Annotated in this window: 21 protein-coding genes; 9 read left to right on the top strand and 12 right to left on the bottom strand. The window is 57.6% G+C overall.

Features of this window, described 5'->3' with window-relative positions:
• A partial coding sequence (locus ACXJ5O_RS03095; protein WP_457298606.1) for an LLM class flavin-dependent oxidoreductase occupies positions 1–624 on the top strand: 624 nt, incomplete at its 5' end.
• Here ACXJ5O_RS03095 and ACXJ5O_RS03090 read toward each other — a convergent pair.
• The 5 genes from ACXJ5O_RS03090 to ACXJ5O_RS03070 form a co-directional block, all read right to left on the bottom strand.
• A complete protein-coding gene (locus tag ACXJ5O_RS03090; RefSeq protein WP_457298605.1) occupies positions 621–1,850 on the bottom strand; it encodes a hypothetical protein in 1,230 nt (409 codons plus the stop codon). The genes ACXJ5O_RS03095 and ACXJ5O_RS03090 overlap by 4 nt on opposite strands.
• Before the next feature lie 109 nt (positions 1,851–1,959).
• Entirely contained in the window at positions 1,960–2,385 is a 426-nt protein-coding gene (locus tag ACXJ5O_RS03085) for a hypothetical protein (protein ID WP_457298604.1), read from the bottom strand.
• A 10-nt stretch (positions 2,386–2,395) separates the two neighbouring features.
• On the bottom strand, positions 2,396–5,263 hold the full coding sequence (locus tag ACXJ5O_RS03080; RefSeq protein ID WP_457298603.1) for a S10 family serine carboxypeptidase-like protein: 2,868 nt from the start codon (positions 5,261–5,263) through the stop codon (positions 2,396–2,398).
• A gap of 122 nt (positions 5,264–5,385) precedes the next feature.
• The gene (murI, locus tag ACXJ5O_RS03075) at positions 5,386–6,189 is read right to left on the bottom strand and encodes a glutamate racemase (protein ID WP_457298602.1); all 804 of its coding nucleotides are present in this window, start codon (positions 6,187–6,189) and stop codon (positions 5,386–5,388) included.
• Positions 6,182–7,033, bottom strand: coding sequence for an RNA methyltransferase (locus ACXJ5O_RS03070; protein ID WP_457298601.1), 852 nt, complete (start codon positions 7,031–7,033; stop codon positions 6,182–6,184). Before ACXJ5O_RS03070 ends, murI begins: the two co-directional genes overlap by 8 nt.
• 207 nt (positions 7,034–7,240) lie before the next feature.
• Here ACXJ5O_RS03070 and ACXJ5O_RS03065 point away from each other — a divergent pair, with 207 nt between their 5' ends.
• From ACXJ5O_RS03065 to ACXJ5O_RS03055, 3 genes are all read left to right on the top strand, one after another.
• Positions 7,241–8,455 (top strand): NADP-dependent isocitrate dehydrogenase, encoded by a 1,215-nt coding sequence (locus ACXJ5O_RS03065; protein ID WP_457298600.1) that lies wholly within the window; start codon positions 7,241–7,243, stop codon positions 8,453–8,455.
• A 140-nt stretch (positions 8,456–8,595) separates the two neighbouring features.
• On the top strand, positions 8,596–9,831 hold the full coding sequence (locus ACXJ5O_RS03060) for an aminotransferase-like domain-containing protein (RefSeq protein WP_457298599.1): 1,236 nt from the start codon (positions 8,596–8,598) through the stop codon (positions 9,829–9,831).
• Between the two features lie 233 nt (positions 9,832–10,064).
• On the top strand, positions 10,065–10,379 hold the full coding sequence (locus tag ACXJ5O_RS03055) for a YciI family protein (RefSeq protein WP_181872349.1): 315 nt from the start codon (positions 10,065–10,067) through the stop codon (positions 10,377–10,379).
• A 3-nt stretch (positions 10,380–10,382) separates the two neighbouring features.
• Here ACXJ5O_RS03055 and ACXJ5O_RS03050 read toward each other — a convergent pair whose 3' ends face one another.
• The 3 genes from ACXJ5O_RS03050 to recA all read right to left on the bottom strand — a co-directional run bounded on the left by ACXJ5O_RS03050 (position 10,383) and on the right by recA (position 15,301).
• The gene (locus tag ACXJ5O_RS03050) at positions 10,383–10,937 is read right to left on the bottom strand and encodes a hypothetical protein (protein ID WP_457298598.1); all 555 of its coding nucleotides are present in this window, start codon (positions 10,935–10,937) and stop codon (positions 10,383–10,385) included.
• A 331-nt stretch (positions 10,938–11,268) separates the two neighbouring features.
• Positions 11,269–13,926, bottom strand: a complete 2,658-nt coding sequence (alaS, locus tag ACXJ5O_RS03045; RefSeq protein ID WP_457298597.1) for an alanine--tRNA ligase — start codon at positions 13,924–13,926, stop codon at positions 11,269–11,271.
• A gap of 280 nt (positions 13,927–14,206) precedes the next feature.
• Complete coding sequence (gene recA / locus ACXJ5O_RS03040; protein WP_457298596.1) at positions 14,207–15,301, bottom strand: recombinase RecA; 1,095 nt, start codon at positions 15,299–15,301, stop codon at positions 14,207–14,209.
• A gap of 319 nt (positions 15,302–15,620) precedes the next feature.
• Here recA and ACXJ5O_RS03035 point away from each other — a divergent pair, with 319 nt between their 5' ends.
• A complete protein-coding gene (locus tag ACXJ5O_RS03035; RefSeq protein ID WP_457298595.1) occupies positions 15,621–16,571 on the top strand; it encodes a carbohydrate kinase family protein in 951 nt (316 codons plus the stop codon).
• Between the two features lie 14 nt (positions 16,572–16,585).
• Positions 16,586–17,512, top strand: a complete 927-nt coding sequence (locus ACXJ5O_RS03030) for a pseudouridine-5'-phosphate glycosidase (protein WP_457298594.1) — start codon at positions 16,586–16,588, stop codon at positions 17,510–17,512.
• Here ACXJ5O_RS03030 and ACXJ5O_RS03025 read toward each other — a convergent pair.
• Positions 17,502–18,164, bottom strand: coding sequence for an OmpA family protein (locus ACXJ5O_RS03025; protein WP_457298593.1), 663 nt, complete (start codon positions 18,162–18,164; stop codon positions 17,502–17,504). The two genes, ACXJ5O_RS03030 and ACXJ5O_RS03025, sit on opposite strands and share 11 nt — an antisense overlap.
• 302 nt (positions 18,165–18,466) lie before the next feature.
• On the opposite strand from ACXJ5O_RS03025, the gene ACXJ5O_RS03020 reads away from it, so the two are divergent.
• Positions 18,467–19,672 (top strand): HPP family protein, encoded by a 1,206-nt coding sequence (locus ACXJ5O_RS03020; RefSeq protein ID WP_457298592.1) that lies wholly within the window; start codon positions 18,467–18,469, stop codon positions 19,670–19,672.
• 36 nt (positions 19,673–19,708) lie between these two features.
• On the opposite strand, the gene ACXJ5O_RS03015 is transcribed toward ACXJ5O_RS03020, so the two are convergent.
• The 3 genes from ACXJ5O_RS03015 to ACXJ5O_RS03005 form a co-directional block, all read right to left on the bottom strand.
• Entirely contained in the window at positions 19,709–20,368 is a 660-nt protein-coding gene (locus tag ACXJ5O_RS03015; protein WP_457298591.1) for a VOC family protein, read from the bottom strand.
• A gap of 65 nt (positions 20,369–20,433) precedes the next feature.
• Positions 20,434–21,738: an epoxide hydrolase family protein gene (locus ACXJ5O_RS03010; RefSeq protein ID WP_457298590.1), complete on the bottom strand. Its 1,305-nt coding sequence runs from the start codon at positions 21,736–21,738 to the stop codon at positions 20,434–20,436.
• A 255-nt stretch (positions 21,739–21,993) separates the two neighbouring features.
• Positions 21,994–22,392: a RidA family protein gene (locus tag ACXJ5O_RS03005; protein WP_457298589.1), complete on the bottom strand. Its 399-nt coding sequence runs from the start codon at positions 22,390–22,392 to the stop codon at positions 21,994–21,996.
• A gap of 202 nt (positions 22,393–22,594) precedes the next feature.
• Between ACXJ5O_RS03005 and ACXJ5O_RS03000 the strand changes: the two genes are divergently transcribed.
• Positions 22,595–23,167 (top strand): TetR/AcrR family transcriptional regulator, encoded by a 573-nt coding sequence (locus tag ACXJ5O_RS03000; protein ID WP_457298607.1) that lies wholly within the window; start codon positions 22,595–22,597, stop codon positions 23,165–23,167.
• Between the two features lie 133 nt (positions 23,168–23,300).
• On the top strand, positions 23,301–24,034 hold a 734-nt coding region (locus ACXJ5O_RS02995; protein ID WP_457298588.1), incomplete at its 3' end, for a Bug family tripartite tricarboxylate transporter substrate binding protein.

Genomic DNA, 24,034 nt, shown 5'->3' with positions numbered 1-24,034 from the left:
CGCGTGACATGGAGTGGCAATTTTCGCACGCCGATCGACAATCTCGCCGTTTACCCGCGTCCGCTGCAGGATCCCCTGCCCGTCTGGATCGCCGTCGGCGGCACACCGGCATCGGTGGTCCGTGCCGGAACGCTCGGCCTGCCGCTCGCAGTGGCGATCATCGGCGGCGAACCGCATCGCTTTGCGCCGCTGGTGGACCTTTATCGCAAGTCAGGCGCCAAGGCGGGACATGCACCGGAAACGCTGAAAGTCAGCATCAACTCGCATGGCTATGTCGCGGAGAATTCGCAAGCCGCGTCAGACGAATACTGGCCGTCCTACGAGGTGGTGATGAACAAGATCGGCCGCGAGCGTGGCTGGCCGCCGAGCAATCGCGCCCAGTACGAGGCCGGACGTACACCGCGCGGCGCGCTGCTGGTCGGCTCTGCGCAAGAGATCATCGACAAGATCATGCTACAGCACAGCTATTTCCAGCACGGCCGCTTCATGCTGCAGATCGACCTCGGCAGCCTGCCGCACGCGAACACGCTGAAGGCCATCGAGCTTTATGGGACGAAAGTCGCGCCGGTGATCCGAAAGGAGCTGGGCGGAGTGGCGAAGACGGAGGCGGCAGCGACTGCCTAGCTTTTACGGGTCCGAATGGTAAGGAACGTATCCGTGGCCCATTGCTGCAAGCTCAGATCATTGAACATGATGGCAATAACGGCCACCTCATCCCTTGCTACCGCGCAACCATCCAACCACTTACCCGGCTTGCCAGCCTCATATTCCTTGTCACGGAGTATTCCGTAGAAACTGAGATTGTCCTTTACGACAGATATGTCGAGCTTGCCCTCAAAACCTCCAATCACGCTGCGATCCTTCTTCTCCGTGAGACCTATGGCTACGATGACGACGCAGCCGAAGCACTTGAAAACCTCCTGTTTGAAATGTTCGTCCCACACGCTGGCAAAATAGCCCGGCAGTTTGATCCACCAATTGTCGTTGATATTGACCATCCGGGAATAGCGAAGATAGCCCATGCCAGTCGAGTGAGGCCATTCCATCGATGTACTCGCCGCCTGGAACGCCGCGACGTTCAACCGGATATCGGAATTCAGTCGAGGCTCTTCTTGCGCAATCTTTATGAGCTCAGAAATCGTGTGAACAAGCGCGGCCTCGTAGCGATCGATTGGCGCACGCCAGGGGAATTCCAGCCACAACATAGCTTCAGCCAATCCTAGCGCGGCGGCTGGCGGCAACGCAAAGTCCCACCACGGAAAGAAGTTGGCAGCTTCTCCAGTAATTCCGAAGAAAGCCGCATCGCGCGGGCCCCGCACCGTCACTATTTCCGCCTTGAAATCGTCAAGGATTTCGGAGGGCTTCAGAGAAAGAGACAGAGGCCCATGCCCCTCGGCTCTGCTTCGCGCGACGACAACCTTGGAAACCATGTTGAAATAGATGCTCATATGCGTTTGCAGCAAAGCATAATCGCGATGCGTCCAATACTCGGTCTCGTCCAGCCATCCTTCTTCCTCACTTGCGAGCAGATTTTCGGCAGCAATAAGTTGGTCCAGAAGCCCGACGAGATAGTCGTGATATCCTGGCCCAGTCGCATTGGTCGCGGCAGAGACTTTCACGTTCCGTCCGTGCTGGTAAAAATGCACATTCTCATCGATGGGCAGTACCGAGACGGTCGATTCAGTCTTGCCGTCGTCACCTTCCGCTCCAATGACCGCAAGTGGTCCTAGAACGGGTTCCTGACGCGCGATCAAGCAAAACCTGGCTGCAAGCTCCTTCGCTTTCAGACCATGCTTCGACGACTTCGGCTTTGCTTTGCTGGACAGAACCAGCCCGAGAATAATGGCCACAAAAATCTCTGAATATGAGCTACAGGCCGCATTACAGTATATTTCTCAAGCTAGCTCCAGCCCGACATTGGTAGCAGAGGCCAACACGGCAGCGACCGCCGGAGGACCTTTATTCCACGATCTGGATGCTCTTCGGCACGGCAGGCACTTGCCCGCCCTCACCCGTCACGCCTTGCATAAAATCGAGAACATCGCCGAACTTGACATAACCGTCATGATCGCGATCGATCGCCGCAAAATGATCGGCGACATAGCCCCAGCTTGCATTCTTCGCCTGCTCTTTTGTCAGCAAGCCAGCGGAAGTACCGGCCGCCTCGGCAAAGCGTGACGCAAGTTCAGCATTGACCTCGGCATTGATCGACTGACCGGTCACGGGCGGCAGGTTCGGATCGATCGGCGGGGAACCAAACCTGCTGTCTTTGACCAGAAGCATGGCTGCGGCAGGTATTTCAATGACATTGGAGAGTGGCATGGCGACCGCCGGCAGGGTGCTGACGAAAGTCATAGTAGCTGCAATTTGAAGTACTGATTTCATGATACTCATCTCACTGCAGGGCCACGGATTTTTGTGCGGGAACTGTCGCTGGCGGGGTATAGGGCGGCGCGTCGTAGAAATCGTCCATGGTCTTCTTCAAGGCCGGGCGCTCCTTTTCGACGTAATACACCATGTGTCCACCCTCGAAGGTATGGACCGGGATCCGGTCAGAAAGCTTGACGTCCTCGCCTTTCACTTTCACCGTCACATCAAGATCGAGTTCCGTCTGAAAGAAGGGCGTAGACGCATCGAAATACCCATGCGTGACTATTATTTTAAGTTGGGGGGCGTAGTTGATGGCCGATGTCAGGTCCGGCAATGTGCTTGTCTTCGTCTTTTCCACGCCATCGCGATTAGTTGCCCAATCCCACTTCCAACTCGAATTCGATAGTTCTGCCGAGGCCACGTATGCGGATTTATTCGTATAATTAAGATATTTTGGTAGAAACCGCGCCATTTCCGCCTTGAACGCATCGTCTTCGGAATATTCGAAAAAGTAGGGTACACTTCCTTTCAAGACCATCCGCGTGTCATAGATGTTGTAGCTGAAACCCGGCTTGAGAGCGTTCATATATCCCTCTTGTTGGGCGCGATCAGGTTCGCACTTGCCAATTGGCACATTTGGCGACTCTTCCCAAAGATTGRTGAAGCTGGTCACATTCCCTTTCTTATCTGATAATTTTGCCGCCGTAATTCCGGTCATTTGTTCCATCTTGGCGAGATAGGTCTTACCCTGCTCGGTGTTTTTGTAATCCGCCCACGAGATGTCTCCTTTCAAGAACGCCGCGATGGCCGATATATGCTTCTCCCGGGTGAACACTCGCACCTGATCGACGAACTCTGCATAGGGGCGGTCTCTATCGCGTCCGGCCGATTTTCCGAAGAAATCGGAAGTCAATACATAGGTCGGAACATATCCGGCACAGGATGAACCACCGCCTGTAGAACAATTGGATCCGAAGTTAAGTATCGGCGAATGCAGCGTCGCCCCCGTAATTACGACCTTCGCCTTCCCGGATTTGTCGTCTTCGAAATTTGCCGTTCCAGCATCGATCAACAATTTGGTCAGGACCGGCACACGAATACCCCCTCCATAAGACTCGCCGTATAAATATTTGGGTGAACTCTGGCGTTTGTTCATATTGATATAGCGAGTGATGAAATCACGCATGACCTTGGCATCGGCATCGACGCCCCAGAAATCCTTGTTGATGTGCTGCTTCACATCCGAGGAGACGGCTTGCGAATAACCGGACCCGATGGGATCGACAAAGATGAGGTCCGTCTTGTCGAGCAGCGTCTGTGGATTGTCGATAAAGGGGTAGCTCTCGGGAGCATGGTCTGAGGAACCGGCCGGAACATTGGGCTGATCAACCTTCAGGCGCCACGGCGCCCAGGCACCGAGATGCAGCCAGATGGAAGATTCACCCGGTCCGCCATTGAAGAAGAAGGTTACCGGGCGATTCTCCCTTGGCAGATCATCGCGCGTATAGCTCATATAGAAGACCGCAGCTTGCGGATCCCGCTTGGCATCGGGATTGTTCTTGTCCTTCTGGCCATAGGCGATGAGATGGCCGGCCTTTGCAGTAAACCACACCGTCTTGTCGCCAAGCTGCATCGCCTGGCGTCTGACTGAAGGCGTCTCATCGACATCTTTCAATGCGACAGAACCGGTTGCCTCCTTGCCATAGGGATTGGTATCTGTGATCGCCTTGTCCTCCGGCGCGAAGAGCTTGTAGGCGTCTTCGAGCTTGCCAGCAGCAGTCAGGAGCGCGGCTTCCTTTTCACGCCTGCCATACATAGCGGCCGCTTCGTCCTTGAGACCCGCATCGGTCAAAAACGTGGCCGCATCGTCGAACTTTCCAGCATCGGCCGATGCTTTGGCCAGTATCCTCGCTGCATCTTTTCTGGCGTCGGCAAGAAGCTTCTCGCCCTCGGCCTTCAGATCATCGCGTATCTTGCGCGCCTTGGCGATTTCGCCGGGATTGAGCGGGTCCTCGCGGACGAGATCATCGAGGTCCTTCTTCGCTTTCGTCAGCTTCTCTTCTTCTGACGCCGCATCCAATTTCAACTTGGCCAGTTTCTGGTCCGCATCAAATATGTCGCCGGCGGTCTTGCCGGTCAGATCACCGCCAAGCAGCTTCGTCAGTTCGTTCTTTGCTGAGGTTACTTTACCTTCCTCGGTCGCAACATCGCCCTTCAACGCTTGGAGTTCAGCCTGCTTCTTGGCGATTTCCCCCAAATTTTTAGGGTCCGTGCGTATCAAGTCGTCGAGCTCTTTCTGCGCTTCGAATATTTTGCCTTCGGTCGTTTTTTTCCTGTCCTTGCCGAGCAGCAAATCAAGACTGTCATTGGCGGCATCGAGCTTGCCTTGCTCGGCCACGACGTCGGTTTTCAATCCGTCAAGTTTCTTCGTCTCATCGAATATCTTGCCCGCCGTCGCGCTGGTGCCATCCTTGCCGACCAGCGCCTCATAGTCTGATTGCGCGCGAGCCAGATCGACAGCTTTCGTTCGTTCCGCCTCATCGAGCTCCCCCAGCCGTTTTTCTGCCGCAGCAACAGCTTCATCATTCGCTTCGGTCAGTTCCCTCAATCGCTTTTCTGCCGCGGCAACGGCCGCATCGTTGGCGGTCTTGAGCTCGTCACGCCTTTTCTCTTCTGCTGACCGCTGATCCTTGATGCCGGAAAGGTCTTGTGTGGCTTCGGCGATTGCCTTCTTACCGGCATCGAGCTGCGCATTGAGATCGCCAAGCTGCTTCTTCGCGTTCGCCACGTCAGAAAAAGTGCTATCCGCTTCGTTGTTCTTCGTGGAAGAGTCCGAGCCATTACAGGCGGAAAGGCCAAGGATGGCCGCAAGCAATAAATGGCGAAAATTCATAAGTGCTCTCTGAAAATCTCAAAAAGCAACTTTTGGCGGCGGCAGGTTGTATGGTCAATTCGACGTTAGTCGTAATTTGTCTATTTTTTATCGCTCGGTCTGCACGACCCATTATTAGGCAGTCACGCTGCTGCAAGGCCGAAGCCCTGCATAAGCCTTCTTGTCGAGAAATCCGGATTCCCTGAGGTGAAGATGGCGATGTCATCACCATGTTCGGGCTCAGCACCCGTGCCGTTTGGCTTGAGCAGTGACAGCGCGCGGCGGGCGATCGCCTCGGCCGGATCAAGCCAGTCCACCGGCCAAGGTGCAAGGCGCCGGAAAACATTGGCGAGAAAGGGATAGTGGGTGCAGGCAAGAACGACGATATCGGTGCGATCACCGCCGTTTTCATAAAAACATGGCGCTATTTCCGCACGTATGGCTTCGTCATCGATGTGATCGCCGCGAATATGCGCTTCGGCCATAGCAGCCAGATTCTGGCTGCCGACAAGGCGCACATGGCACTTCGTGGCGAAAGACTGGATGAGATCGTGCGTATAGGCGCGCTTGACGGTGCCCGGCGTCGCCAGCACGCTGACGAAGCCCGACGAGGTGCGCTCGGCGGCCGGCTTGATCGCGGGGACTGTACCGACGAACGGTACAGCCGGATAGGCCTTGCGAAGATCATCGAGCACCAGCGTCGAGGCGGTGTTGCAGGCGATGACCGCAATCTCCGGGTTGTGCTCGGCGATGAGGCCCGCAAACATGTCGACGATGCGGGAGCACAGGGCGCCCTCCTCCCATTCCCCATAGGGAAAACCGGCATCGTCGGCGATATAGACGAACCGCCGGTCCGGCATCAGCACCCTGGCCTCGCGCAAAACGGTCAGGCCGYCAATCCCGCTGTCGAAGACGATGATTGGCCGGTCCGCTGTTTCTTCACTCATCGCCTGGCTGATTCCCATTGATTTTCTTCGCTGGTGGTTTCTCGCGCTTGCGCCCTTCCGGCGCACCGGAGCCGCGCGGCGTCTTCGGACTGAAATAGTCGAGCGAGACAAGAACGCCGCGCAGGAGTTTCAATTCGGAATCGGAAAAGCCCGCCCGTGTGAGCACGCCGCGCAGATTGTTGACCATGATCTCCTTGCGCGCCATCGGCCGGAAATAGCCGCGCGCCTGCAAGGCATCTTCGAGATGGTTGAAAAAGCCTTGCAGTTGCTCCTTTGGTGCCGGCTCGAGTTCGGGACCACGAAAAGCCGTGTCGGTATGCTTCTCCAGACCTGACTTCATCCACTCATAGGACATGAGCAAAACCGCCTGTGCAATGTTCAGCGACGAGAACGCCGGATTGACCGGAAAGGTCACGAGCTCATCCGCAAGGCTGACTTCGTCATTATTGAGGCCGAAGCGTTCGCGCCCGAAAAGAATGCCGGTCCTCTCACCATTGTTGAAACGCTGGCGCAGGACCTGGCCTGCCTCGACAGGGCCGCGAACCTGCTTGAAGGCGTCACGCTCGCGCGCCGTGGTCGCATAGACGAAATGAAGATCCTTGATCGCCGATGGCAAGTCGTCGAAGACCTGCGCCGCATCGATGATATGATCGGCGCGGCTCGCGGCGGAGCGCGCCTTGTCGTTTGGAAATTCCTCGCGTGGCTTGACCAGGCGCAGCTCCGCCAGACCGAAATTTGCCATGGCCCGCGCCACCATGCCGATGTTTTCCGGCAGTTGCGGTTCGACCAGAATGATCGCCGGGCCTTCGGCGATAAGGGTGCGCTGTCTGTCTGTACCGGCCATTTTTAATCCTTCGCTGACGTTGCGCCGTCATAGCTCGCGTTTTTTTGATGGGCAATGGTGGATGCCCCCCGTATCTCCCCACTTGTGGGGGAGATAAACCGCATCCCTCACTTTGCGTTCTGCAATCGTGGTGCTATAGGGGCGCGAACCCTCACTTTAATCCCGTGCTGACACTCCCAGACGCAGCAAAAAAGAGGCTGACACTCCATGGCAAAGATCAAGGTTGCAAATCCGGTCGTCGAGCTTGACGGCGACGAGATGACCCGCATCATCTGGCAATATATCAAGGAAAAGCTGATCCATCCTTACCTCGATATCGACCTGAAATATTATGACCTCGGGATCGAGCATCGTGATGCAACCAACGATCAGGTGACAATCGATGCAGCCAACGCGATCAAGCAATATGGCGTCGGCGTCAAATGCGCCACGATCACACCGGACGAGCAGCGCGTTGAGGAATTCGGCCTGAAGAAGATGTGGAAGTCGCCTAACGKCACGATCCGCAATATTCTCGGCGGCGTCATCTTCCGCGAACCGATCATTGCCAAGAACGTCCCGCGCCTTGTTCCAGGCTGGACTCAGCCAATCATCGTCGGCCGTCATGCTTTCGGTGACCAGTACCGCGCCACCGATTTCAAATTCCCCGGCAAGGGCAAGCTGTCGATCAAGTTCGTCGGCGACGATGGCGAGACCATCGAGCACGAAGTCTACGACGCACCAGGCGCCGGCGTTGCGATGGCCATGTACAATCTGGACGATTCGATCCGCGACTTTGCCCGCGCCTCGTTGAACTATGCCCACAATCGTGGCGTTCCCTGCTATCTGTCGACGAAGAACACCATCCTCAAGGCCTATGACGGCCGCTTCAAGGATATCTTCCAGGAAGTGTTCGACGCCGAATTCAAAGACAAGTTCGCAGCCAAGAAGATCACCTATGAACATCGCCTGATCGATGACATGGTCGCGTCGGCGCTGAAGTGGTCCGGTGGCTATGTGTGGGCCTGCAAAAACTATGACGGCGACGTGCAGTCCGACATCGTGGCGCAGGGCTTTGGCTCGCTCGGCCTGATGACCTCGGTGCTGATGACGCCGGATGGCCAGACCGTCGAAGCTGAGGCTGCGCACGGCACCGTGACCCGCCACTATCGCCAGCACCAGAAGGGTGAAGAGACCTCGACCAACTCCATCGCCTCCATCTTCGCCTGGACGCGCGGACTTGCGCACCGCGCCAAGCTCGACGGCAATGCGGAACTCGAGCGCTTCAGTCATACGCTGGAAAAAGTCTGCGTGGACACGGTTGAAGCCGGCTACATGACCAAGGATCTCGCCCTGCTCATCGGCCCGGATCAGCCATGGCTGTCAACCACAGGCTTCCTCGACAAGATCAACGAGAACCTGTCGAAGGCCATGGCTGCCTGAACCGGCACCTGATGCAACAAAAAGGCCCCGGTTCGCCGGGGCTTTTTATATTGTAAAATTGAAAACCCAAATATACGACAGCATTGTTGACATAATCACGAAATTGCGGTCGAGTGCGGTTGCACCATGGGAGGAATGAGATGAGCGACTGGGATGCCCGCTATTCGGCACGCACCGGCAAGATGCGCGCTTCGGAAGTTCGCGAGCTGTTGAAACTGCTTGACCAGCCGGACATCATCTCGTTCGCGGGCGGTATTCCCGACCCGGCGCTCTTTCCAAAAGATGCGATCAAGGACGCCTATGCTGCAGTCCTGAACGAGAATGCGGATGCGGCGCTGCAATATTCGGTCAGTGAAGGCTACAAGCCGTTGCGGCAATGGCTGGTGCAGTACATGGCCTCGCTCGGTGTTGCCTGCACGATCGACAACATCATCATCACCACCGGATCGCAGCAGGCGCTCGACTATCTCGGCAAGCTGTTCATTTCGCCGGGTGACACGATCCTCACCACATGGCCGACTTACCTCGGCGCGCTGCAGGCGTTCAATGCCTACGAGCCGCACTATGACCGCCTGATGCCGGAGGGTGGCAACATGACGCCTGACGCCTACCGGGGCAACGCGCGGGCGGCGGGAGGTCATGTAAAACTCGCCTATCTAACCAGTGATTTTTCTAACCCGACCGGTGAAACAATAGGCCGCAGCGATCGCATGAAGCTGATCGATCTAGCGCACGAACTCGATATACCGCTGATCGAGGATGCCGCCTACCGCGCCCTGCGCTATGAGGGGGAGAATGCTCCATCACTGCTGGCACTCGACATCGAGCGCGAAGGCCATATCGACCGGACGCGGGTCCTCTATTCCGGCAGTTTCTCGAAAACCCTGACGCCGGGTTTGCGTGTTGGCTGGATTTGCGCCGCTCATCCGGTCATCAGCAAATTGGTCCTGATCAAGCAGGCGGCGGACCTGCACAGCCCGACCATCAACCAGATGGTCATTCACCACGTGGCGGAGCGTCACTTCGATGCGCAGGTGGAAAAAGCCCGGAAGCATTACCGGCAAAGGCGCGATCACATGCTGAACGCCCTGGCACGATATATGCCGGAGGGTGTGACTTGGACAAAGCCGGAGGGCGGCATGTTCGTCTGGATGACGCTGCCGGACCATATGGATGGTGCGGCGCTGCTGGCCCGTTCGATCGAGCAGATCCGCGTGGCTTTCGTGCCGGGTGCGGCTTTCCACGCCGATGGCACCGGCAGGAACACGATAAGGCTGAACTTCTCCCTGCCAGACGCCGAAGCGATCGATACAGGCATGCAGCGGCTTGGCGGACTGATCAGAAGCGAAATGGAACACGTAACAGCCCAACCGTAAGTTTGGCATGGAGGGCTGCAACCGACGTTTTTTCTGGCTCCGATGCTCACGTACCAAATGTACGCTGAGCTTCGGTGCTCGAAAATAGCCATTTTCGCGACCCATAACAAATTTTCGTTTAGGCTCAAGGAAATAGCCACCGCAAAGCGGCAAATATTTACTGGATCGCAAGTCCCATGTTCCTGCGGTATGATGGAGTGTCACAGCGCCATCGAACCAGGGGGACTGAAACGATGACCACCCAGCATTTCTTTTTCCGCTTGATCCCGCCGCGCCCGACCTTCGCCGACGATATGGACGACGACGAACAGGAATTGATGCGCCAGCACGTGACCTATGTCGGCGAATATTTCGAAGAGGGAACCGTTCTCGCCTATGGCCCGGTGCAAGACCCGGACGGCTGGTTCGGCATCGCGCTCCTCGAAGTCATGGATCACAATCAAGCAGTACAATTTGCCGAAAACGACCCGACGGTGATGGCGGGACTGAACAGCTACAGCATCGCGCCGATGCATATTGCGGCCGCGCGAGGGTTTCGCGCGGGGTAGGTATCACGAGGCTTCGTCGGAACTCTCCAATGCACCATTCGAATTGGAAGTCAGGGGAATTGGAGCGGTGGGGGACATTGGGGATGGTTTAAGCCTGCCCTTCATGTCGAGCACCGTCCGGAACGCTTGAGCCGGAACTTTACCTACAATCTTCCCGGCCTTGCCCACCAGTTCGAATTCGAAGCCCTTGGACGCTGCGGCGATAAATTCCGCCTCATCCATAGACATGATGCCTTGCTCGGCGCTCATAGGCATACAAGGCTGGATCAAGCAAACCGATTTCGTTGTCATGCCTTTGACGTACTCGAATTGCTTTCCATAACTCCAGGCTTCCAAGAAGTATATTTTTCGTGGACTCTGAAAGCTCGTTTTTAGGCCGAATCCTGATCGCGTGGAATATAGAGGCGTGACATGCAAAGCCTCTATCAGGCCGTAATACGCGATAACATCTCCACCATAGACGATGTCAGCGCCCATATGGACATCTTTGACGACGGCTGGAGTTTGACAAGCAGTCAAGAATACTGCGACGAACGCCAAGCCGAAAACTCGTTTCACAATCCCTCCGTGGTGCACCGCGCTGAAACTAAAACTTTTTGTGCGCGCAAACCATCACCAGGCTGCGCTTAACCCGATAGCACACGCTCCGCCTCCGCACGGGCACAGCGACTCTTGGATGCCGAATTATGAATGCTGAATTCGCCTGCAGTGAAGTATAAATTTCTCCAATACCGCGAACTTCTCTACTAAAATCATAGTCTTGCACATAAACTTCAAGCACCGCAAGCGTAAAAGACTAATCAATAAGTCTCAAATACCAATAAACATCCAATAACAACTTCAAATAGATTCCAGCCGCGCAATACGCGCGGCTGGTGTCAGTGATGACCTATCCCGCCAAAGCTTCGCGCACGGCAGACACGGCTTCCTCGGCCCTGGAGCCATCGGGTCCACCCGCCTGCGCCATATCGGGGCGGCCGCCGCCGCCTGCCCCGCCGAGTGCAGCGGAGGCAATGCGGACGAGATCGACGGCACTGAACTTGCCGACGAGATCATCGGTAACGCCGACGACTGCGCTTGCTTTGCCATCGTCCGACACGCCAATGAAGGTGACGACGCCGGAGCCGACGGTCTTCTTTGCATCGTCGGCAAGCGGTTTCAGGTCACGCGGGTTGACGCCGCTGACCACCTTGCCAATGAAACCGACGCCATTGACCGTTTCGGATTGGGCACCGCCCGAAGCCGGGCCGGCCAAAGCCAGCTGTTTGCGCGCTTCGGTCAATTCGCGTTCAAGTTTGCGGCGCTCATCCATCAGCGCCGAGACACGCGACAACGCATCGGCCGGCGTGGATTTGAGCACGCCGGCGATTGCCTTGACGCGTTCGTCCTGCTCTTCGAGGTAGCGGCGGGCGGCCTCGCCGGTCAAGGCTTCGAGGCGGCGGACGCCCGCAGCGACTGCCCCTTCGGAAACAATGCGGATCAGACCGATATCGCCCGTGGCGCGCACATGCGTACCGCCGCAAAGCTCGGTCGAATAGCTTTTGCCGGTCTTGTCGCCGTGCAGCGCGGTACCCATGGAGACCACACGCACCTCATCGCCATATTTTTCACCGAACAGCGCCATAGCACCCTCGGTAATGGCGTCGTCCACGGCCATCAAGCGCGTGGTGACAGGGGCATTCTGCAGGACGATCTCATTGGCGAGATCCTCGATGACAGCAAGCTCCTTGTCCGAAATCGGCTTCGGATGCGAAAAGTCGAAACGCAGCCGGTCGGGCGCGACGAGCGAACCCTTTTGCGCGACATGGGTGCCAAGCGTTTCACGCAGCGCCTCATGCAACAGATGCGTTGCCGAATGGTTGGAGCGGATGCGCGTACGGCGCGCATGATCCACCGTGAGCTCAACGGGCACGTCCACTTTCACCGTACCCTTGATCACGGTGCCGATATGAACGAAAACGCCGTCGTTCTTCTTCTGCGTGTCGGTGACGGTCACCAGGAAGCCATCGCCGGAGATGGTGCCCGTATCGCCCTGCTGGCCGCCGGATTCGCCATAGAACGGCGTCTGGTTGACGACGATGGACACCGCGTCGCCCTCGCTGGCACTATCAACAAGCGCCCCGTTCTGCACCAGCGCGGTGATCACGCCCTCCGCCTTCTCAGTCTCATAACCGAGAAACTCGGTCGCCCCGACCTTGTCGCGAACCGCGAACCATACGGTTTCCGTTGCCGCGTCGCCCGAACCGGACCAGTGGGCGCGGGCCTCGGCCTTCTGCCGCTCCATGGCAGCAGAAAAGCCTTCCGTATCAACGGAAATGCCGCGCTGGCGCAGCGCATCCTGCGTCAGGTCGAGCGGGAAGCCAAAGGTATCATAGAGCTTGAATGCTGTTTCGCCGTCGAGGCTGTCGCCATCGCTCAAGGTTTCCGTTGCTTCGCCAAGCAGGCCAAGACCGCGTTCGAGCGTCTTGCGGAAGCGGGTTTCCTCGAGCTTCAGCGTCTCGGAGATCAGCGATTCCGCACGGATCAGCTCGGGATAGGCCTGACCCATCTCGCGAACCAGCGCCGGAAGCAGGCGGTACATCAACGGCTCCTTGGCGCCAAGCAGCTGCGCGTGACGCATGGCGCGGCGCATGATGCGGCGCAGCACATAGCCGCGGCCCTCATTGGAAGGCAGCACGCCATCGGCAATGAGGAAGCTCGACGACCGCAGATGATCGGCAATGACGCGGTGGCTGGCGCGGAATGGACCCTCCGCCTTGACGCCGGTTGCTTCTTCCGAAGCGTGGATCAGCGTCTGGAACAGATCGATATCGTAATTGTCGTGCTTGCCCTGCAAAACCGCGGCAAGGCGCTCCAGCCCCATGCCGGTGTCGATCGACGGACGCGGCAGATCGATGCGCTGCTCCTTCGTCACCTGTTCAAACTGCATGAAGACGAGATTCCAGATCTCGATAAAGCGATCGCCATCCTCATCGGCGCTGCCGGGCGGACCGCCCCAGATGTCCTCGCCGTGATCGTAGAAGATTTCCGAGCACGGACCACAAGGGCCGGTATCGCCCATCGCCCAGAAATTATCGCTGGTGGCAATGCGGATGATGCGCTCTTCCGGGAGACCGGCGATCTTCTTCCAAAGGTCAAAAGCCACGTCGTCCGTGTGGTAGACGGTGACTGTGAGCTTGTCAGCCGGAAGGCCGAACTCTTTGGTGATCAGGTTCCAGGCAAGCGAGATTGCCTCTTCCTTGAAGTAATCACCAAAGGAGAAATTGCCAAGCATTTCGAAAAAGGTGTGATGGCGGGCGGTATAGCCGACATTGTCGAGGTCATTGTGCTTGCCGCCAGCGCGAACGCACTTCTGCGAGGTGGTGGCGCGGCTGTAAGAACGCTGTTCAATGCCGGTGAAAACGTTCTTGAACTGGACCATACCGGCGTTGGTGAACATAAGCGTCGGGTCGTTGCGCGGAACAAGCGGGCTCGACGCCACGATCTCATGGCCATTCTTCTTGAAATAGTTCAGAAATGTCGACCGGATCTCGTTGACGCCACTCATCTTATTGCCTTCTGACCTGCTATTGTCCGAAACGGAATTGGCCCCTTTCTACATGTAATGGGGCAGAACGCACCGCTTGTAGCGATAGGGCCGCGACCTGTCCAGAAAATCTGGGTGAAAGGATGTTTCGCCGAGCTCACCATGAGGGAGGCAAGCCGTTTGGCACCAGCCCGGAGCAACTTAATATGGGTTGGCGTCGCAGAAAAAACAAACCCGCAGCCAGGACCTGGATGCGGGTTCGTAGTCACAGTGAGATAAAGCCTCCGGCTCTAATCGGCGATCAGCCCTCGGCGGCGTCCGGGGTCTCATCATCTTCGACATCGTCAGGACCCTTGTCGAGCATCTGCTCGGCGATGAGACCGGCATTCTGGCGCAGCACCAATTCGATCTCGTTGGCGATTTCCGGGTTTTCCTTGAGGAACAGTTTCGCATTGTCGCGGCCCTGGCCGAGACGCTGTGAGTTATAAGAGAACCAGGAACCGGATTTCTCCACGATACCGGCCTTGACGCCAAGATCGACCAGTTCGCCCGTCTTGGAAACGCCTTCGCCATACATGATGTCGAATTCAACCTGCTTGAAGGGCGGAGCCAGCTTGTTCTTGACCACCTTGACGCGGGTCTGGTTACCGACAACCTCATCGCGTTCCTTCAGCGAACCGATGCGACGGATATCGAGACGGACGGATGCATAGAATTTCAGCGCATTGCCGCCTGTGGTGGTTTCCGGTGAGCCGAACATGACGCCGATCTTCATGCGGATCTGGTTGATGAAGATGACCATGCAGTTGGAGCGGGAAATGGAAGCGGTGAGCTTGCGCAGCGCCTGACTCATCAAGCGCGCCTGCAGACCCGGCAGACTGTCACCCATCTCGCCTTCGATTTCAGCGCGGGGTGTCAGCGCTGCGACCGAGTCGACAACCAGAACATCAATCGCGCCGGAGCGCACCAGCGTATCGGTGATCTCCAGAGCCTGTTCGCCGGTATCTGGCTGCGAGATCAGGAGGTTTTCGAGGTCAACGCCAAGCTTACGGGCATAGACAGGATCAAGTGCGTGCTCGGCATCGACAAAGGCGCAAATGCCGCCCTTCTTCTGGGCTTCGGCAATCGTATGTAGTGCAAGGGTCGTCTTGCCGGAGCTTTCCGGCCCATAGATCTCGACAATGCGGCCTTTCGGCAATCCGCCGACGCCAAGGGCAATATCCAGCGACAGCGAGCCGGTCGAAACCGTTTCGATTTCAACCACCTGCTCATTGCGTCCAAGCCGCATGATCGAGCCTTTACCAAAGGCCCTCTCGATCTGAGACAATGCCGCATCCAGCGCTTTCGTTTTATCCACCGAATTACCCTCAACCAACCGCAATGAATTTTGAGCCATGTTACACTACCCCTGTGTTGTGCATGAAGTCCGGAATGTTCCTGTGTCTGAATTTATTTGTATCTGTTTTGTTCTTGTTTGGCAACAGGCATAACCCACTGTAAAATAACGATAACCAAAAAATGTTCGCAAAATGTTCTCATGACGAACGTGGCGTTCTGTTCACATCTACTAAGGCGTTATTTCCGCCTCGCTGGGCGAAGTGGCACTCAACGTTTCGAATCGCTCTAATGATTGCACCGCGGCCTCCGGCGTTCTAGAGAGAAGCGCGGGCGTCCGTGCCCACAACTTGAAGTTTTATCCGGATACACAATCAACCATGATCCAAGTCACCAAGCCGTTGCTCTTCGCTGTCGGCGGCGCTCATCTCGACCGGCGCGGCCAGAGCCTCGTGCCTTTCGTGCCCGGTGCATCCAACCCTGGAATCATGCGCGAGGAACCGGGCGGCGGCGTTTTCAATGCGCTGCGGCTCGCGGTTCAACGCGGGATCGCCGCCGAAATTCTCTCGGTGCGCGGCGGTGACCGGATCGGGGAAATGGTTGCCGCAGCCATCGAATCGGCGGGCATTCAGGATGGCTCGGTCGTCTTCATGGACCGCGCAACACCGAGCTATACGGCCATCCTGGACGAACAAGGCGATGTGGTCGCAGGCATCGCGGACATGGGACTTTATGAACTCGCCTTGCCGCGGCAATTGCGACGGCGCAAGGTGCGCGATTCGATTGCCATGGCCGATGCGGTGTTCTGCGATGCCAACCTTCCCTCGGATGCGCTACAGCGGCTGACCGGTCTCGCAGGCGAGCGGCCACTGTTCGCGCTGGCGATTTCGCCGGCTAAGGTGTCTCGTCTGGCGCCGATCTTCAGCAATCTCACCTGCCTGTTCATGAACCGCCGCGAAGCACTGGCACTGACCGGGCTCGGTTCCGACGCCGGTCCCAACGACATATATAAAGCGTTACACTCCGAGGGTCTCAAGGGCGCTGTGATCAGCAATGGCGGTGAGGCCGCCCTCGCCTTTTCCGGCAACGCCGTGTTCACTATCCACCCACCCGCCGTCAATGAAATCGCCGATGTCACCGGCGCCGGCGATGCGCTGGCCGGGGGCATGATTGCCGCGCTGATGCGGGGCGTCGCCTTTGATGAAGCCTTGCGCGAGGGACTGGCGGCATCGATGCTGACGCTGAAAGTTCATTCCGCCAGCGCTCGCTTTACGCGGCAGGAATTCGACACGGCACTTGCACAAATACCGGCAGCGGCTCCGCTCGTATAAAAAGGAAGATGACAATGACCAAAGTTTTGAACCCATTCATGGATATTGCCCCCGCGGTTCAAGACGCGCTTGCAGCGGGCAAACCCGTCGTTGCCCTCGAAAGCACCATCATCACCCATGGGATGCCCTACCCGGACAACAGCCGCATGGCAGCCGACGTCGAAGCAATCATCATTGCGGAAGGCGCAGTTCCGGCCACCATCGCCATCGTCGACGGGCGTTTGAAGATCGGTCTTTCCGCGCAAGAGCGCGAGGCGCTGGCGCAGGTCAAGGGCGCGATGAAACTCTCGCGCGCGGATCTGGCGTTTGCGCTCTCGGAAGGGCGTACCGGGGGAACGACGGTTGCCGCGACGATGCTCGCCGCCCACCTCGCGGGGATCAAGGTTTTCGCAACTGGCGGTATTGGCGGTGTGCACAAGGGCGCCGAGCAGAGTTTCGATATTTCCGCTGATCTGGAAGAGCTCGGTCGCACGCCGGTCATCGTCGTTTCGGCCGGGGCCAAAGCGATTCTCGATATCGAGAAAACGCTGGAAGTGCTTGAAACCAAAGGAGTACCTGTCGTCGTCTATGGAGCGGACGTGCTGCCTGCATTCTGGTCGCGGCAATCACAGATCAAGGCACCTCTGCGGCTGGATACTGCCGATGCCATTGCAAAATTTCAGGCTGCGCGAGATGCCATCGGCGTCGTCGGCGGCATGTTGATTACCAATCCGATCCCCGAGGCAAGTGAAATCCCGGCGGAAATCATGAGCGGGTACATTCGCGAAGCAATTGCCCGCGCCACAAAAAAAGGCGTCACCGGCAAAGCAGTGACGCCATTTCTACTCTCGGAACTTCTCGACATCACCAAAGGCGAGAGCCTCAAAGCAAACATTGCTCTCGTCGAGAACAATGCGCGGCTCGCCGCAAGGATCGCGGTATCTTTGGCGGCTACTCGGTAAGCGGCGAAATCTGGATCTCGACGCGGCKGTTTTGCGCCCGACCCGCTTCGGTGGCGTTGGTCGCGACAGGCTGCGTCGGGCCATAGCCTTGAACGTCGAAGCGACGGTTGTCGATGCCCTGCTGGGTCAGATAATTGGCAACGGACAGAGCGCGGCGCTCCGACAGCAGCTGGTTATGCTGCAAGCTCCCGGTGGAATCCGTGTGGCCAGCGACATCGACGATGGTGCGGTCGAACTTGCGCAGGACGATGGCGACAGAACCCAGCGTGGAGAAGAATTCCGGCTTCACCTGATCCTGATCGGTGTTGAAGGTGATCGCCGACGGCATGTTGAGGATGATCCTGTCGCCATTGCGCGTCACCGAGACGCCGGTGCCCTGCAACTGTGCGCGCAGTTCCGATTCCTGCCGATCCATGTAATTGCCGATCGCGCCACCGCTGAGCGCGCCGATACCCGCGCCGATCAAGGCCGCATTGCGCCCGGACTTGCCACCGCCGCCAATCGCCAGCCCCGTCAACGCGCCGACAGCCGTGCCGATCATGGCACCGCCGGCCGTGTTCGACATTTTCTGCTGGCCCGTATAGGGGTCGGTCGTGGTGCAGCCCGCAAGAAAGGTCGCGGCAAGGCAGCCGATGGCAAATCTTTTTATCATGGAATCAGGTCCCCGGTTGGATGTGGCAGGGAATATACGAGTGATTCGGGCAAAAGAAGGGTAAAGAAGGCGGCGAGCGCAGGCCCGATTGAAATTCCTCTGCCCGCTTCTAAAACCGGCCATCCAGCCACTGGATTGATTTGCCTCATATACCGGTTAGAGACGAAATTTTGTTCTGCGATTGGCCCGTAAGGGGACGTTTTTTCGTTGCCCAAATTGTAGGCTAACTGCTAGTGATTTAGGCAAACACCCAAGCGTCAACGCTAGCTACCGGGTCAATCCCAACAGACGGATAGTTCACCATGCCTTGGAGCACCCTCAAGCGCTTCATTCCCGCGGTTGCGCCGATCAGCAAGCATGAGCGCTTCAGAGCGTGCATTGGTGCACTTGTCGGCATCATGGTGACGGGCACTGTCAGTAAATTTGCGCTGGGTCCAGAGGTTAACCTTCCCCTGCTGATTGCTCCCATGGGTGCATCGGCAGTGCTGCTCTTTGCTGCACCGACAAGCCCGCTGGCGCAGCCATGGTCGATACTCGGCGGCAACATGCTGTCCGCGTTTGTCGGCGTTTCATTCGCCCTTCTGGTGCCGGATCCGATCATTGCCTCTGCGTTGGCCGTTTCGGTGGCCATTGGGCTGATGCTGGCGCTGGGTTGTCTGCATCCCCCAAGTGGGGCAGTTGCATTGACCGCCGTGTTGGGCGGTCCAGTGTTGCAGGCGGAAGGATATGGCTTCGTCTTCTGGCCAGTGGGGCTCAATTCCCTGTTGTTGCTGGCATCAGCACTGGTCTTCAACAATCTGGCGGGGCGCCGTTATCCCCATCTTGCGCCAGCTCCTCAACTCAACATCCACGATACGGCAGACTTGCCCCCCACGGCTCGCCTGGGATTTGTCCCCAGCGATCTGCAGGACGTGCTGGCCCAATATGATGAGATCGTCAATGTCAGCCCCGACGAGCTTGATGCGTTGTTGCATCGTGCGCAGATCCGCGCCTATGAGAGGCGATCCGGCGAGATCACCTGTGGGCAGATCATGTCGAAGGACGTGGCAACCGTGCGCCCCGAGACAGCTTTGCGCGATGCCTGGAAGCTCCTCCTCAATCACCGTGTCAAGGCGCTTCCGGTTACCTCACCAGATGGCGAACTGGTCGGCATCATCACCCAGACAGACTTCATGCGGGCATCGCTTTTGGCCGATGATGGCCGCCTCCATCTTGGCTGGCGTGTCCGCGTGGGCAACAGGTTCCGATTGGCGCGCCAGTCCAAGCACACGGTGGCCGACATAATGACACGCCGGGTCCAGTCGGCCTTGCCGGAAACCATGATCGCCAAGCTTGTGCCGCCAATGGCCGACATGGGCCTGCATCACATGCCCGTGGTCGATGCAAACAACCGTGTCGTTGGCATCGTCACACAATCAGACCTGATTGCCGCGCTGTTTCAGGAAAGGCAGACCGGCTCCGCAGAAATCCAGGCCACGAAACTGGACAGTGACGATCGGGCGGCTTAGCTCGATCGTCACTGATTCTGGCTCTGTCGCAGCCGCTCAAGTTGGCAGTGGTTCGCCCGACTGTTCCTTGACCATGTACTCTGCATACCAGTCAGGCCAGCCCTCATCATACTCACCACCAGACCGTTTCTCGTGCTCACCATGCGCTGCCCCTGCACGGCGTAGGGCGGCTGCGAGGTCTTTCGCGGAGCTGAAGGTCGTTTCGGTTGCATCGATGCGCCCAGGCAATCGCGCCGTAACCTCCTGGAACAGCCAGCCATTGCCGTCGGGATCGCTGAATGAGGCGAAGGAGCGATAGGTGCCACGTTCGGGATGCAGGCCGCCAGTCCGGACTCGTCCAAACAAATAGGGCTCGTCCGGACCTGTATAAACGTCACCGGCAGGGTGAAATGCGTCGCTGACCTTCACGCCCCGTCCGATAAGCTCCTTCCGGGCAGCCTCGATATCGGAAACGATGAGGTAAAGCCCTTGAGCGGAGCCCGGGGCCGCAGCGGTAACATTCTTGCCGAAGATGACCGAGCAGCCCGAACCCGGCGGGGTAAACTGCATGACGCGAAAATCGGTGCCGGCGAAATCGGCGTCCAGCCGCCAGCCGAGGTTGGCGTAGAATTCCTTCGAGCGGTCGGGGTCCGAAACAGGGATGACGACGATTTCCAGCTTCATATCGGCCGTTCGCGCTTGATTTGTCTCAGTCATGGCATGGTCCTCCTCGATGCCTGTTGAAAGGATGGTGCGCAATTCGCGCAGAGCTTTTTATAAATCTACTGGCGCAGTGGCTTGAAAGCCGCCCTAAGGTCGGCCGTGATGTACTCCGGCTGTTCCCACGCCGCGAAGTGCCCGCCTTTGTCATGCTTGGCGTAAAAGATGAGCTTCGGATACGCCTTTTCGGCCCAACTTCGCGGAGCCTGGTAAAGCTCGTCAGGAAAGGCGCTTACGGCCACTGGTATGGTGAGGTGCTTCGGAGCGAAAAAGGGAAGCTTGCTTTCCCAATAGAGACGGGCCGAAGAGACCGCAGTATTCGTCAGCCAGTAGAGCGTGATGTTGTCGACGATGTCTTCTCGTGTAAGACCCTCGGGCACACCGTCAAACACACGTGCGATGAGTGCATAACTGGCTGCGTCATGGTCCAGCATCCAGGCGGCGAGACCGACCGGCGAGTCCTCGATCGCGTATAGTGTCTGCGGCCGGTTACCCATCTCCTGGGCGTAAGCCAGGCCGTGTTTGTAGAAAAAGTCGAGCTGCTCGTAGGCATGTTTCTCGTCGGCTGACAGGCCCGATGGCGGAGGGCCGCCGGAACTCAGTGCCTGTGCAATATCGTCGGGCACCGTGGCGGGCATGTTGGTGTGAATGCCAAGCAGGCCCGGAGGCGTCTGCACGGCCATCTGCTCAGTGACTGCATTTCCCCAGTCACCGCCCTGGGCAACATAACGGGAGTAGCCGAGGCGCTTCATCAGCACGATCCAGGCGCTTGCGATGCGGACAGGATCCCAGCCGGTAACGGTGGGCACTCCCGAAAAGCCGTAGCCCGGCAGCGATGGGATAACGACGTCGAACGAATCTTCGGCCTGACCGCCGTTGGCCGTTGGATTGGTGAGCGGCTCGATGACCTTCAACTGCTCGATAATAGAGCCTGGCCAACCATGTGTGATGATCACCGGAAGCGCATTGGGATTCTTCGATCGAACGTGGATGAAATGAATGTCCACCCCGTCGATATTTGTCTTGAACTGCGGCAACGCATTGAGCTTCGCCTCCATCTTGCGCCAGTCGTAGTCAGTCGCCCAATATTTTGCGAGTTTCTCAAGCGTCGCGCACTGCACGCCCTGGGATGCATCGGGGACAATTTCCTTGCTCGGCCATTTCGTTGCCGCAACGCGCCTGCGCAGATCGGCAAGTTGCTCGTCCGAAAAGTGTACGCTAAACGGGCGGATTTCTTCAGTTGCGGCAGCCCGCACCGGGGAAGCTGAAATAAGGCCCGCGGCACCTGTGCCGATAGCTGACATGGCGAGCAATGAACCGCCCGTCAGCAAGATGTCGCGCCTGCTCGGATCTGGATTTTCTGCCATTGTAGTCCTCCATTGGACAGCCCAAAAACAGAGGACATGCTGCTGCGGGGAACGTTGCGCCCGTAACATCTCGTGTGCTCTGCGGATATGGTCCTGCGAAAGTGCACGCCGTGATGCTGAACTAGGACTGGGCGGCGTAAGCTGACAATGATCGGTCCGGATATGGTCAGGGGCAAGTACGTAACGGTAACATCCGGGCTCTTGCATCGACGACGGCCGCACACCGGCCGTCATCATGTGGCATAGTCGAGCCGATTAGCTGGACTGAGGAATGCGCGCTATTGCCTTGATTTCAAAGTCGAAGCCGGCCAGCCAGTTCACGCCCACCGCGGTCCAGTTCGGGTAGGGTTGCTCACCGATGGCCTTCAGGCGAACCGTATTGACTGCCTCAAACTGCGTGGCAGGGTCCGTGTGGAAGGTGGTAACGTCAACCACGTCATCGAACGTACAGCCAGCAGCCCTCAGCACGGCGGCAAGATTGTCGAAGGCAAGCTGCACCTGCTTTTCGAAGACCGGTTCCGGTGATCCGTCCTCGCGGCTGCCAACCTGCCCCGAGACGAACAGAAGGTCGCCCGAGCGGATCGCCGCCGAATATCGATTGATCTCATAGAGTGCCTGCCGTCCGGCAGGGAAAATGGCATCGCGTTTTGTCATTGGTTGTTCCTGTTAGAATTGAGGGGGGATGGATGAGCCGGTTCGCGCCGGTTTCAAAGCCCTTGCGCTTTACTGTCCGGGACGATCATTGATATACGTCCCGTATGTAGCCATATATTGGCATACGCACCGTACGTCAATTGGCATACGGCGCGTATGTATTTTTCAGGAGATGACAGTGGTCGCGAGACGCCGTGCGCAGATGATGGAGGAAACCCGGGCCAAGCTCATTCAAGCGGCCCGGAAGGCGTTCGCGGCCAATGGCTACGCGGGCGCGTCAATGGACGATCTGACCGCCGAAGCGGGCCTGACGCGAGGCGCGCTCTACCACAACTTCGGCGACAAGAAAGGTCTGCTGCAGGCCGTTATCGATCAGATCGATGCGGAAATGCTGGCGCGGATGCGCGCCGCGCGCGAACTGGAGAAGACCACATGGCTGGGATTTCTCGCAGAGAGCATGGCCTATATCGAGATGGCTCTGGAGCCGGAGATCCAGCGCATCATGCTGTTGGACGGGCCAGCCGTGCTCGGTGATCCCTCGCAATGGCCCAACCAGAATGCGTGCCTTAAAACAACGGCGCAAACAATCCAAGCGTTGATCGATGAAGGAACGGTCAAGCCTATGGATGCGGAAGCCGCCGCCCGTCTGATCAATGGAGCGGCGCTGAATGCGTCGCTTTGGATTGCCGCGGCTGATGATCCTCGCATTGTCTTTGCAAAGGCTGTCGACGCTTTCCGGCATCTCGCCGCCGGTTTGCTGCAAAAAGAGCGCTGAGGCAAAATCCTGGTCTGGACATGGATTCTGAAATACCGTCCTATAGCTCATTGAGTTTATGGTCCGATCGAGAATGTCTTCTCGAGATGACCATCCGACATCATGTGAACCACACTTACCGGGAGGGGATACTGTGGCATTGAATAGACGCGTTGTTTTAGGATTGGCGATTGGTTCAGCGATCGCATCGGCATTACCGGCTTCAGCACAAACATTCCCGGATCGCGCGGTCACACTCGTGGTGCCTTTTGCGGCTGGTGGCTCGACCGACCTCGTTGCCCGTCTCGTCGCGGCAAACATGTCAAAGACACTCGGACAGCAAGTAATCGTCGAGAATGTCGGGGGTGCCGGCGGAAACCTCGGAGCTGCCCAGGTGGCCAGAGCGGAGCCCGACGGTTACACCATCCTCATGGGAACGGTTGCAACCCATGCGCTGAATCCGCTGATGCTGAAAACGAAACCCTATGATCCCGTCACTGATTTTGCGCCGATTTCGCTTCTGGTTTTGGTACCCAATGTGCTGGTCATCAATCCGCAGCTTCCAGTCAACAACGTCAAGGAACTCGTTCAGCTCCTCAAGGACAACCCCGACAAATATTCTTATGCATCGTCGGGAAATGGTACTCCGCTGCATTTATCCGGCGAACTTTTCAAAAGCATGGCCGGGGTCTCCATGGAACATATCCCATACAAGGGCGCGGGACCGGCCTTGAACGATCTTCTTGGCAATCAGGTTTCGATCATGTTCGACAATTTGCCGTCGTCTTCGGCACACATAAAGGCCGGATCCCTGAAAGCTCTCGGTGTCACGACGAAGGATCGGGCTCCTTCCTTCCCCGATGTACCAACGGTCGCTGAGGCCGTGCC

This window comes from Phyllobacterium sp. P5_D12 (genome assembly GCF_054049495.1).
This window is presented reverse-complemented; position numbering and strand designations above follow the sequence as displayed.